General features: G+C 66.8%; 9 protein-coding genes. 5 read left to right on the top strand and 4 right to left on the bottom strand.

The window, feature by feature from the left end:
* Nucleotides 1-9 precede the first annotated feature (9 nt).
* Complete coding sequence (locus AC1DS0_RS14560) at nucleotides 10-1,026, top strand: ABC transporter substrate-binding protein (protein WP_476815015.1); 1,017 nt, start codon at nucleotides 10-12, stop codon at nucleotides 1,024-1,026.
* A gap of 70 nt (nucleotides 1,027-1,096) precedes the next feature.
* Here AC1DS0_RS14560 and AC1DS0_RS14555 read toward each other — a convergent pair whose 3' ends face one another.
* From AC1DS0_RS14555 to AC1DS0_RS14540, 4 genes are all read right to left on the bottom strand, one after another.
* Nucleotides 1,097-1,897 carry an RNA methyltransferase gene (locus tag AC1DS0_RS14555; RefSeq protein ID WP_476815014.1) on the bottom strand — a complete coding sequence of 267 codons (801 nt, stop codon included), beginning with the start codon at nucleotides 1,895-1,897 and terminating at the stop codon, nucleotides 1,097-1,099.
* Nucleotides 1,898-1,974: 77 nt separating this feature from the next.
* Nucleotides 1,975-4,158 carry a methyl-accepting chemotaxis protein gene (locus tag AC1DS0_RS14550; protein WP_476815013.1) on the bottom strand — a complete coding sequence of 728 codons (2,184 nt, stop codon included), beginning with the start codon at nucleotides 4,156-4,158 and terminating at the stop codon, nucleotides 1,975-1,977.
* Between the two features lie 119 nt (nucleotides 4,159-4,277).
* Nucleotides 4,278-6,791 (bottom strand): methyl-accepting chemotaxis protein, encoded by a 2,514-nt coding sequence (locus AC1DS0_RS14545; protein ID WP_476815012.1) that lies wholly within the window; start codon nucleotides 6,789-6,791, stop codon nucleotides 4,278-4,280.
* Between the two features lie 134 nt (nucleotides 6,792-6,925).
* Complete coding sequence (locus tag AC1DS0_RS14540; RefSeq protein ID WP_476815011.1) at nucleotides 6,926-8,068, bottom strand: dipeptidase; 1,143 nt, start codon at nucleotides 8,066-8,068, stop codon at nucleotides 6,926-6,928.
* 414 nt (nucleotides 8,069-8,482) lie between these two features.
* On the opposite strand from AC1DS0_RS14540, the gene AC1DS0_RS14535 reads away from it, so the two are divergent.
* Genes AC1DS0_RS14535 through AC1DS0_RS14520 form a run of 4 tightly spaced genes read left to right on the top strand, consistent with a single transcriptional unit; the run spans nucleotide 8,483 to nucleotide 12,367 of the window.
* Nucleotides 8,483-9,400, top strand: coding sequence for a branched-chain amino acid ABC transporter permease (locus tag AC1DS0_RS14535; protein WP_152012742.1), 918 nt, complete (start codon nucleotides 8,483-8,485; stop codon nucleotides 9,398-9,400).
* Nucleotides 9,401-9,405: 5 nt separating this feature from the next.
* Nucleotides 9,406-10,788 carry a high-affinity branched-chain amino acid ABC transporter permease LivM gene (gene livM / locus AC1DS0_RS14530; RefSeq protein WP_476815010.1) on the top strand — a complete coding sequence of 461 codons (1,383 nt, stop codon included), beginning with the start codon at nucleotides 9,406-9,408 and terminating at the stop codon, nucleotides 10,786-10,788.
* Entirely contained in the window at nucleotides 10,788-11,639 is an 852-nt protein-coding gene (locus AC1DS0_RS14525) for an ABC transporter ATP-binding protein (protein WP_476815009.1), read from the top strand. The genes livM and AC1DS0_RS14525 overlap by 1 nt, the downstream gene beginning before the upstream one ends.
* Nucleotides 11,636-12,367, top strand: a complete 732-nt coding sequence (locus tag AC1DS0_RS14520) for an ABC transporter ATP-binding protein (protein WP_476815008.1) — start codon at nucleotides 11,636-11,638, stop codon at nucleotides 12,365-12,367. The genes AC1DS0_RS14525 and AC1DS0_RS14520 overlap by 4 nt, the downstream gene beginning before the upstream one ends.
* The last annotated feature ends 10 nt before the right edge of the window (nucleotides 12,368-12,377 follow it).

Raw genomic sequence — 12,377 nt, 5'->3', positions numbered from 1 at the left:
GAGACCCCAATGACGATCAAGACCTGTCTTCGCGCCGCGATCGCGGCCCTGGCGCTCGGCGCCGCCTTCATCGCCCCGGCCCGGGCCGAGGTCAGCGAGGTCCGCATCTCCAAGGGCTTCGGCATCCTCTATCTGCCGCTGATCGTGATGCAGGATCAGCAGTTCCTGGAGAAGCGCGCCAAGGCGGCCGGGCTCGGCGACGTCAAGGTCAACTGGCTGATGCTCGACGGCGGCAACGTCATCAACGACGCGATGATGGCCGGTACGCTCGATTTCGCCGGCACCGGCGCGCCGGGCTTCGTCACGCTCTGGGCCAAGGCCAAGGGCATTCCGGGCGTCGAGGTCGTCGGCGTCTCCGGCATGAGCTCGACCTCGCTCTGGCTGATGTCGAACAAGCCGGAGCTGAAGGCGCTGAAGGACTTCACCACGACCGACAAGATCGCACTGCCGGGGATCAAGACCTCGCTCGCCGCGGTGGTGCTGCAGATGATCGCGGCCAAGGAATTCGGCGATGCCGCTTATGCCAAGATGGACCCGATGACGGTGAGCCTGCCGCATCCGGAGGCGCTGGCGGCGCTGATCGGCGGCAAGACCGAGATCAAGGCGCATTTCACCTCGCCGCCCTTCCAGTACATCGAGGCGAAGAGCCCCGGCATCCACCGGGTGCTCAACTCGGTCGACTATCTCGGCAACCTGACGCTCGACGTCACCTTCGCGCCGAAGAAGTTCGTCGACGCCAATCCGAAGATGACGCAGGCCTTCATCGACGCGATGGACGACGCCACCGCCCTGATCGCCAAGGACAAGAAGCTCGCGGCCGAGATCTTCGCCCGGAGCTCGAAGGTCAAGGTCGACGCGGCCGAGGTCCAGGAGATGATCGAGGACAAGGATGCGCGCTTCACGGCGACGCCCGAAGGCGTGATGAAGTTCACCGAGTTCATGCACAAGGCCGGCTCGATCAAGGTCAAGCCGACCAAGTGGAGCGACATGTTCGTGCCGCAGCTCGCCGGGCGCTCGGGAAGCTGAGGCCCTTCGCGAGCTGACAATTGCAAAGCGCCGCCGCAGGTTATGCGGCGGCGTTTTTATCTGGAGATCCTCAGGCCTTCGGTTCGCTGCGCCCGGCTCTCGGCCCCTCGGCCAACGACTTGAAGACGCCGCGCAGGGTACGGGCCTCCTGCTCGGTCATGTCCAGCCGGTGCAGGATGTCGCGCAGATTGGCAGTCATGACCGGCTTCTTGCCGGGCGGAAAGAAGCCGCAGCGCTCGAGCTCACCCTCGAGATAGTCGAACATCGAGAGGACGGTGGCCCGGCTTGCCGGCGGCGAGGGGTTGTTCTCGCGGAAGGGCGGCTCGCCGCCACTCGCCTTCAGCCATTCGTAACCGCAGAGCAGCACCGCCTGCGCCAGGTTGAGCGAGGCGAACGCCGGATTGACCGGGAAGGTCAGGATCGCGTCGGCGAAGCTGATCTCCTCATTGGTCAGCCCGATGCGCTCGCGCCCGAACAGAATGCCGACGCGCTCATCCGAGGCGATGCGCTCCGAGAGATTCGGCATCGCCTCGGCCGGGGTGAAGACGCGCTTCATCTGGCCGCGCTCGCGCGCCGTCGTCGCCAGCACATGGTTGAGGTCGGCGATCGCCGCGGCGGCATCGGGAAAGAGCCGGGCGTTGTCGAGGATATGGGTGGCGCCGGACGCGGCCGCCGTCGCGCCCTTCTTGAGGCCTCCGCCGCTCGGCCAGCCATCGCGCGGCGCCACCAGACGCAGTTCGGTCAGGCCGAAATTCGCCATGGCGCGCGCGCACATGCCGATGTTCTCGGCGAGCTGCGGTTCGACGAGGATGACGATGGGGGCCTGTCCCGCGATGGACGGGCGGGTGCGGTCGGTGCCGGAACCGGTCATGTGATGAAGGCTTGCGTCCTGAAAGAGGGCGCAGCCATGCGCCGGCTGTGCCGCTCCCGTCAACCGCCTCGCTTCGATCAGGCGCGGCGGCGCTCGTGCCGGAGATCGACCATGTGGCCGGCCTGGCCGCCGTCATGCGTCCTGAACGCCGCGACCAGCCCGTTCAGCCGCTCGATCTGCTGCGCCAGGGCGGTCGCAGAGGCGGCGCTCTGCTCGGCGAGGGCGGCATTTTGCTGAGTCATCTCGTCCATATGGGCGATGGTCTGGCTCATCTCATCGATGCCGCTGGCCTGCTCGGACGAGGCCGAGGAGACCTCGGTTACGGTGGTTGCGACGCGCTGCGAGGCCTCGACGATCTGGCTGAGCACGGCGCCGGCCGAGCGCACCAGCTCGACGCCGTCGCCGACCTGCGTGTTCGAGGCCTTGATCAGCCCCGAGATGCTCTTGGCGGCTTCCGCCGAGCGCTGGGCGAGGGTGCGGACCTCGCTGGCGACGACGGCGAAGCCCTTGCCGGCATCGCCGGCGCGGGCGGCCTCGACGGCAGCGTTCAGCGCCAGCAGGTTGGTCTGGAAGGCGATCTCGTCGATGACCGCGGTGATGTCGGAGATCTTCTTCGAGGCGTCCTCGATCCGGCTCATCGCCTGGACTGCATCGTCGACGATGGCACCACCCTTGCGGGCGATTCCGCTCGCTTCATGCGAGAGTTTCGCGGCTTGGCGCGAGGCGTCGGCCGCAGCCTTGACCGAGGCGGCGAGTTCCTCGGTCGTGGCGGCGCTTTCTTCCAGCGAAGACGCCTGTTCCTCGGTGCGCTTGGAGAGATCGTCGGCGCCGCTGGTGATCTCGCGGCCGGCGGTCGCGACCTCGACCGAGGTCGCCTTGATCGCGTCGACGGTGGCGGCGAGGCGCTCGATGGCGCTGTTGAAGTCCTGCTTCAGCGTCTCGTAGTCGAGCGCGACCGCATCCTCGATCCGCACGGTGAGGTCGCCCTGCGAGAGGCGGGCGAGCGCATCGGCCAGGAGGGCGACGACCTCGCGCTGCTCGGAGAGCCTGGAGCCTTGCTCCGCGGCGGCCTCCTCACGCTGGCGGGCGATGGCGAGGTTCTGGCGCTCGGCTGCGGCCCGGCCCTCGCTGGTCTCGGCCTCGAGCCGCTGCACGGCGAGGCCGTTGTCCTTGAAGACCTGCACGGCCTGCGCCATCTGGCCGATCTCGTCGCGGCGCGACAGGCCGGCGATGGCGACCTCGTAGTCGCCGGCGGCGAGCTTCAGCATGGCGTCGCGCAGGCGGCGCAGCGGGAGCGCGGTGGTGCGGCCGACGAGGAAGGCGGCGATCAGGCCGAGCACGAGCGCGGCCGCGATCGTCCCCAGGATGATCATCTGGGTCCAGCTCTGGGCCTCGGCGAGGCGGGCGCCGGCCTGCGCCTCCTCCGTAGAAAGACGGGTTTCGAGCTCTTGCAGCGGCGGGGCGATCAGATCGAATTCGCCGGAGAGTTTCTCGCCGGCGAGCATGAAGTCCTTCTCCGCCTTGCTCCAGCCAGGGACGACCTCGGCATAGGCCTTGAAGGCCGGCTCGATCTCGGCCTTGGCCTCGGCGGGAACGCCCTGGCGGCCAAGCGCACGCTCGAAGCGACCCTGCTCGACCTCCCATTGCCCGAGCAGGCTCTCGTCGAGGGAAAGGCGATAGGCGGCATCGATCCGGCGCAGGGCCGCGAGGATGCCGGGGAGACGCGCGAGGTCGGCCGAATCAGAGCCCATGCTGTTGGAGCGCACCTTGGTCTCCAGCGCCTCTGCGGCGTCTTCCAGCTTGGCGGCGAGGCCTTCCGGAGCGGCCGAACGGAGGGCGAGCTGCATCGCGCTGATCGCCTTGAAGTCGGCTTCGATCGCCTTCATCGGCGCGTCGAGTGCGGCGATGCTGTCGCGCACGCGCTCGGCGCCATTGGCGTTGCCGAGGCGCGCGATCGCCTCCTTCAGTGATTCAAGACCGGTGCCGAAGTCCTTGAGATCAGTGGCTTCCTGGCGAAAACGGACATCGCGGCTCAAGGCCTTCAGCGCAAAACTGGCGGCGCGGACCTCGCGCGAACGGGCGGCGAGGGCGGAATAGGCCTTGTGATCCTCGAAAGCTGCGGTGAGGCGGCCACTGCCGGTCCAGGATGCCATGCCGATCAGCACGAGGCCGAGGACGAAGACGACGCTGACCAGCGCGATCCGGAGCTGGATCGTCAGGCGTGATGCGGCCGAGCGCGATTGTTCGGTAGACAACGCCATGGCCCTCACACCTGTCGAGATCGGGCGAAAGCATGGCAAAACAGGCTTAATGTTCCGCTAAACGAAAAGCGGGCACAGCCTCGAGGCTGTGCCCGCTTTTTTGTGGCGGCCTGTGTGTCCTAGAACTCTTCCCAGCCGGACTCGTCCGAGCGGGCATTGGCGTGCTTGCGGGCGGGAGCCTGGCGCGGCGCCTTCTGCTGGTCGGAGAGCGCCGCGGCGAGCTTGCGCAGCCGCTGCGGCTCTGCGCCCGGGCCGGTCGCGATCGCCGCCAGCTCCGTGGTGCGCAGCGGCGCCCGTGTGTGCGCGGCGGCCGGGAGCGGCGAGCGGGCGATCGGCGCGAGCTCGTCGCCGGTCCTGAACGTCGCGACCAGCGCATTGAGCTCGGCGATCTTGCCGGCGAGCGCGTTGGCCGAGGCGGCGCTCTGTTCGGCGAGTGCAGCATTGGCCTGGGTCATCTCGTCCATATGCGCGACGGTCTGGCTCATCTCCTCGATGCCATTGGCCTGTTCGCTCGAGGCGGTCGCGACCTCGGAGATGGTGGTCTGGACGCCGCGCGAGGCCTCGACGATGCGGGTCAGGGCATCGCCGGCCTGCTTGACCAGCTTCACGCCCGCCTCGACCTCGGTGTTCGAGGAGGAGATCAGCCCCGAAATGTCCTTGGCCGCCTCGCCCGAGCGCTGCGCGAGTGTGCGCACCTCGGAGGCGACCACGGCAAAACCCTTGCCGGCATCGCCGGCGCGGGCAGCTTCGACCGCGGCATTGAGCGCGAGCAGATTGGTCTGGAAGGCGATGCCGTCGATGACCGAGACGATCTCGGAGATCTTCTTCGAGGCGCCCTCGATCCGGGCCATGGCCGCGACGGCCTCGCCGGCGATCACACCGCCATCCTGGGCGACCTGCATGGCCTGGCCGGCCTGGCGGACCGCCTGCTGCGAGGCCTGGGCGGACGCCTTGACGGAAGCGGCGAGCTCCTCGGTCGTCGCGGCGCTCTCCTCCAGCGAGGAGGCCTGCTCCTCGGTGCGCTTGGAGAGGTCATCGGCGCCGGTCGAGATTTCGCGGGCCGAGAGGCCGACATCGGAAGCGTTGGCCTGGATCGTCCGCATCGTCGTCGAGAGCCGCTCGGCGGTCTGGTTGATGGCCTCCTGCAGCGCGGCGAAGCGGCCGCGATAGCCGGTCGTCACGCGGTGGGTCAGGTCGCCGGCGGCGAGCGACTGCATCGCATCGGCGAACTCGGTGGTCGCGGCATCGACGACGGCGTTGATCTCGTTGACGCCCTCGACCAGTTCGCGCAGTGGTCCGTCGACATCGCCGGCCTCGGCCTGGCCGGAGAAATCGCCGGCGCGGGCGGCCGCAACGATCCCGGCGACCTCGCCGACGAGGGTGCGGACCTTGGCGGCCTGCTCGGCATCGGCGAGCATGGCGACCTCGCGGTCGCGCCGGTTGGTTTCGAGTGCGAGCGCGTTCTGGCGGTAGTCCTCTAGCGCCTCGCTCAGCGTACCAATCTCGTCGGGGCAGGGCGGGGCCGGGATCTTCTGGGCGAAGTCACCGGCCTGCATGCCGGCCAGTGCGGTCTGCAGCTGGACCAGTGGCCGGGTGATGCGGCGCTGCACGCCGCGCCAGCTCACGACGCAGATGGCGAGCAAGGCGAGGAAGAGGCCGCCGGTGATCGCGAGCCGGGTCCAGGCCCGCGTCAGCGTCGCCTGCGTCACATTCTCCATCTCGTCGAAGGACTGGCCGACGGCAGCGAGGATCGTGTTGAACGGGCCGTTGCACTGCTTGGTCCATTCCTCGGCGCCGACGACCGGGCTGCTGCCCTGGCCGACGCGGCCGATCTGCTCGTCCATCAGCCGGTTGGCGGCGGTGACCTCGCTGTTCATGGCGCCGACCTTGCGCACCAGCTCGGGGTTGACGCCCGGGCGCGCCGCGAGCTGGGTCAGCTGCGCGACGCTGGCGTCGGAAGCGCCGCGCATTTCGCCGAGCCGGCGCAGCTGCGCCGCGTCCATCGGCTTGTTGCTGCCGAAGACGGGACGAAGCACCGAGCACTGCGTGCCGTAGCTCGAACGTACGCGCCAGCCGGCCGCCTTGAAGTTCTGCAGGTCGGCGAGCGCCGGATCGGACATGCGGACCGCGGTCGAGGTCGCGTCGGAGGCCGTCGTCATCGCGGTCTCGATATCGCCGACGCCATTGTACCAGGGCATCGTCGCGGCAAGGCTGCGCTGCGCCTTCGGCTTGGCAGCCTCCGCATAGATCTCCGGCAGCTTGGCGGTAGTTGCCTTCTCCTTCTGGTCGATCGCGTCGGCGAGCCCCTTGCGGTCGGCGAGATCGGTGCTCCGCAGCAGGGTCATGGCGCTGGCGAGCGCGTCGCGATTGGCCTGCTCGATCTTCTTCAGCGTCGGCGCGGGATCGTCGGCGACCTGGATCGCGGTCTGGGCCTGGCCGCGATTGGAGCGGATCGTGTTGCCGGCGTTGAGGAGGGCTTCGTCGGCTGCGACCAGCTCGACGAGGCGCCTGCTGGTCAGAACGTCCTCGACGGCCTGCTCGGCGAGAAAGGCGAGCGCGCCGAGGCCGGGCACGCACAGGCATGCCATGGTGGCGACGAGGTAGTTCCTGATCGAAGCGGGGAAGAGATTCACGGGCGCTGTCCGGGCTGTTCTGGCGCGGACAGGGAGGAGTTAGCGCTCCGCCCCCGTTCGCAATGTCGGGTCCGGCAGCGTTGGCAGCATACCTTTAAAATTTTGCCTCATTTCCGCCTTGACGATTGCCGCGCTCAGCGCGCGGCAGCGCTCGCGACCGAGCGCATCACCCTGAGCATGTTGCCGCCGGCGAGCTTGGCGAGGTTCTCGTCCGACCAGCCGCGCCGGATCAGCTCGGCGATCACGCGCGGGAAGGTCGAGGCATCCTCCAGCCCGTCGGGATTGAGGCCGCCGAAGAAGTCGGAGCCGATACCGATATGATCATGGCTGATCCGCCCGGCGAGGTATTCGACATGGTCGCAGTACTGCACCAGCGTCGCCTTGGGGCGGGGACCGGCGGTGCGGACGATCTCGGCCTCGGCCTTCTGGTAGTCGAGCCCTTCCGGCGTCTTGCCGTACTGGTCCTTGGCCGGCCGGTGCCAGTCGCGCGAGGCCTGGCTGATGAAGTCGGGCACGAAGGTCGCCATCACCAGCCCATCGTTCTTGGCGACCCGATCGAGCACGTCGTCCGGGACATTGCGCGGGTGGTCGCAGAGCGAGAAGGCATTGGAGTGCGACCAGACCACCGGGGCCGTGCTGACGTCGAGCACGTCGTGCATCACCTTGGGCGCGACATGGGCGAGGTCGACCACCATGCCGAGCCGGTTCATCCGGCCGATCACCTCTTTGCCGAAGGCGGTGAGCCCGTTGTGGCGCGGCGCGTCGGTGGCCGAATCGCACCAGTCATGGGTGTCGTTGTGGCAGAGCGTCATCAGCCGGACGCCGAGGTCCCAATAGGCGTCGAGCGCATCGAGCTCGTTGTCGAGCGCCGAGCCGTTCTCGATCGTCATGAACAGGGCGATGCGGCCTTCCTTCCGGGCGGCTTCGACGTCGTCGGCCGACAGGCCCGGCCTGAAGACATCGGCATGGCGCTCCCAGATCTGGCGCATCAGCGCGATCTGCGCCAGCGCGAAGCCGGCGGGCTTGGGGTGATTCGGCGGGACATAGGCCGCGAAGAACTGCCCGGCGAGCTTGCCGGCCTGCATGCGCGGGATGTCGGTGTCGGTCTCGGGATGGATCTTGCCAAGGTCGTAGGCGGCGAGATCGCCCTTCGCCGTCCGGTCGAGCCGCACGACAAAGGGAAGGTCGTTGTGGCCGTCGATCAGCGGGACGCGGTCGAGCAAAGCGAGCGCCTTGTCATAGGCGGCATCGGTGACGGGAGCGGCGGCGAGGACCATGGCGCACCTGGGAAGCAGGATTCGGGGAGCGGGATTCGCGAGGAGGGTGATCGTGGCAGCGCTCGGCCCCCTGCGCGAGACCAAAAGCGCATGCCTTGAACGCGATCGAAGCCACCATTCCGGTATCTCGCGTCCAGGTGGTGCGACATCAGCGACCGCAGGGCCCGATATCGCAGGATCGTGTACTGCATGCCGAGCAATCATCTTGCGCCGAATGCGCGCAGAGCCGCAGCATTGGCTGCCTATTGCATATGCAATGTGACGCAGATTGCTTTTGACAGAAATGTGGCGCGGGGTGATTGTCGAGCGCGCAGACGGTTGGTAGCTCTGCGCCGTAATCGCATCCCGCATGCGTCGGTGTCATACCGCGCAAAAAAGAACGGGTAATTGATTCGAGGGGTTAGGCGTCGTTCAATGGAAGTATTCGTCCAGCAGCTCATCAACGGGCTGACCCTGGGGTCAATCTACGGCCTCATCGCCATCGGCTACACGATGGTCTTCGGCATCATTGGCATGGTGAACTTCGCCCATGGCGACGTCTTCATGCTGTCGGCGTTCATCGCATTGATCTTCTTCATGCTGATCTCGGCCTGGTTCGGGGCCGGTCTGATCGTGCTGGCGCTGATCTTCGTCCTGATCCTTGCGATGTTCTTCACCTCGCTGTGGAACTGGACGATCGAGCGCGTCGCCTACAGGCCGCTGCGCGGTTCGTTCCGCCTCGCGCCGCTGATCTCGGCGATCGGCATGTCGATCTTCCTGATGAACTTCGTCCAGGTCGTGCAGGGGCCGCGCAACAAGCCGATCCCGCCGATGCTGAACAAGTCGATCTTGCTGATCGACAGCGCGACCTATCCGGTCTCGATCTCCTACAAGCAGATCGTCATCATCGTGACCACGATCGTGCTGCTCGCGGCCTTCTGGTACCTGGTGCAGAAGACGCCGCTCGGCCGCGCCCAGCGCGCCTGCGAGCAGGATCGCAAGATGGCCTCGCTGCTCGGCGTGGACGTCGATCGCACGATCTCGATCACCTTCGTGATGGGAGCGGCGCTCGCGGCGGTCGCCGGCGTCATGTACCTCGTGCTCTACGGCGTCGTGAACTTCGCCGACGGCTTCACGCCCGGCGTCAAGGCCTTCACCGCGGCAGTGCTGGGCGGCATCGGCTCATTGCCCGGCGCGGTGCTCGGCGGGCTGCTGATCGGCCTGATCGAGGTGATGTGGTCGGCCTATTTCACCATCGACTACAAGGACGTCGCCGCCTTCTGCATTCTCGCGGTCGTCCTCGTGTTCATGCCCTCCGGCATCCTCGGCCGGCCTGAAGTCGAGAAGGTCTGAAGCTCATGGCAGGAGAGGCATCGACCCCGGCCAAGCGCCAGGCTGACATGATGAAGGCATTGAAGGAGGCGGCCTTCGCGGCGCTGGTCACCTTCGGCCTGTGCATCCCGATCATCGCCTGGGGCACGCGCCAGAATCTCGACAACCAGCTCGTGCTCGATCCGCGCTGGGATGCGGTGGCCTGGGCCGTGGCGATCATCTTCGTCGGCCGCTTCCTGATGGCGCTGCGCCAGCAGACGCGCGGCGAAGGCAAGCCGGCGGTGCGGCTGCTGCCGCATGGCACGATCGGCTTCTTCCAGCGCCATTCGCGGATCTTCTCGCTGTTCGGCCTCGGCTTCCTGCTCACCTTCCCGATCATCGCGATCAACCTCGCGGGCTGGGGCGGGGCGCTGAAATGGATCGACAATTTCGGTGTTCAGATCCTGATCTACGTGATGCTCGGCTGGGGGCTGAACATCGTCGTCGGCCTCGCCGGCTTGCTCGATCTCGGCTACGTCGCCTTCTACGCGGTCGGCGCCTATTCCTACGCGCTGCTGGCCAAGAATTTCGGCCTGTCCTTCTGGATCCTGCTGCCGCTCGCCGGCATTCTCGCCGCCTTCTGGGGCATGATCCTGGGCTTTCCGGTCCTGCGTCTGCGCGGTGACTACCTCGCCATCGTGACGCTGGCCTTCGGCGAGATCATCCGCCTCGTCCTGATCAACTGGACGGACTTCTCGAACGGCTATGCCGGCATCTCCGGCATTCCGCGGCCGAGCTTCTTCGGCATACCGTTCACGGCGGCAGATGACGGCTTCGCGGCGGTGTTCGGGTTGGAATTCTCGCCGCTCTACCGAACGATCTTCCTCTATTACGTCATCCTGTGCATGGCCTTGCTGACCGCCTATGTCAGCCTGCGCCTGCGGCGTCTGCCGGTCGGGCGCGCCTGGGAGGCGCTGCGCGAGGACGAGATCGCCTGCCGCTCGCTCGGTATCAACACCACCAATACCAAGCTGACGGCCTTCTCGCTCGGCGCCATGTTCGGCGGTTTCGCCGGCTCGTTCTTCGCTGCGCGGCAGGGCTTCATCTCCCCTGAATCCTTCGTCTTCATGGAATCGGCGGTGATCCTCGCCATCGTCGTGCTCGGCGGCATGGGCTCGCTCTGGGGCTGCGCCATCGCCGCGATCGCGATGATCGGCGGCACCGAGCTGCTGCGCGAACTCGACTGGCTGAAGCAGATCTTCGGTCCCGATTTCGACCCGACCAAATACCGCATGCTGATCTTCGGCTTCGCCATGGTGGTGATCATGATCTGGAAGCCGCGCGGGCTGATCTCGACCCGCGAGCCGACCGCCTTCCTCAAGGAGAAGAAGGTGATCTCGGCCGATATGGTTCAGGAGGGGCACGGCTGATGACGACCACGCCGCTTCTCCAAAAGCCTCTCCTGCAAGTCGAGCATGTCACCATGCGCTTCGGCGGCCTGACCGCCGTCAACGACCTCTCCTTCGAGGCCCGCAAGGGCGACATCACGGCGCTGATCGGTCCCAACGGCGCCGGCAAGACCACGGTGTTCAACTGCATCACCGGCTTCTACAAGCCGACCGAAGGCATGATGACGCTGACGCAGGACAGCGGAGACAGCTACCTGCTCGAGCGCATGCCGGACTTCCGCATCGCCTGGAAGGCCAAGGTCGCCCGCACCTTCCAGAACATCCGCCTGTTCGGCGGCATGACGGTGCTGGAGAACCTGCTGGTCGCGCAGCACAACCCGCTGATGATCGCCTCGGGCTTCACCTTCCTCGGCGTGCTCGGCATCGGCGGCTACAAGGCGCGCGAGAAGGAGGCGATCGAGAAGGCCAAGCTCTGGCTGGAGAAGATCAATCTGATCGATCGCGCCGACGATCCGGCCGCCGATCTGCCCTATGGCGATCAGCGCCGCCTCGAGATCGCCCGGGCGATGTGCACCGATCCGGTGCTGCTCTGCCTCGACGAGCCGGCCGCAGGCCTCAACCCGCGCGAGAGTCTCGACCTCAACAATCTGCTCCTGTCGATCCGCAAGGATCATGGCACGGCGCTGCTGCTGATCGAACACGACATGTCGGTGGTGATGGAAATCTCTGATCATGTCGTGGTGCTCGACTACGGCACCAAGATCGCGGACGGCACGCCGGCCGAGGTGCAGGCGGATCCGAAGGTGATCGCGGCCTATCTCGGCGTCGACGACGAAGAGGTCGAGGCGGTGGAAGCGGAGGTCGGCCTATGAGCGAAGCAGGGGCGCTTCTCTCCGTCCGCGGCGTCAAGACCTATTACGGCAAGATCATCGCGCTGAAGGGTGTCGACGTCGACGTCCGCCAGGGCGAGATCGTGACCATGATCGGCGCCAACGGCGCCGGCAAGTCGACGCTGATGATGACGATCTTCGGCACTCCGCAGGCGCGCGAAGGCACCATCACCTATGAGGGGCGCGACATCACCAAGATGCCGAGCCATCAGATTTCGCGCCTCGGCATCGCGCAATCGCCGGAAGGCCGCCGCATCTTCCCGCGCATGACGGTGTTCGAGAACCTGCAGATGGGTGCGGCTGTCGCCGGCATGCAGCATTTCGACGAGGATCTCGAGAAGATCTGCACGCTCTTTCCCCGCGTGAAGGAGCGGCTGCAGCAGCGCGGCGGCACGCTCTCGGGCGGCGAGCAGCAGATGGTGGCGATCGCCCGCGCGCTGATGGCGCGGCCGAAGCTCCTGATGCTCGACGAGCCTTCGCTGGGTCTCGCGCCGCTGATCGTCAAGCAGATCTTCGAGGCGATCAAGGAGCTCAACCGCAGCCAGGGGCTGACCGTGTTCCTGGTCGAGCAGAACGCCTTCCATGCGCTCAAGCTCGCCCATCGCGGCTATGTCATGGTCAACGGCGTCATCACCATGAGTGGCTCCGGCAAGGAGCTGCTCGCCAATCCGCAAGTGCGGGCGGCCTATCTCGAAGGCGGGCGGCATTGAGCGCCGCGAG

It is taken from the genome of Allobosea sp. P4_H5, from assembly GCF_056400825.1.
Note: the sequence above shows the minus strand (reverse complement) of the source record. Positions and strands in the feature narration are given on the sequence as shown.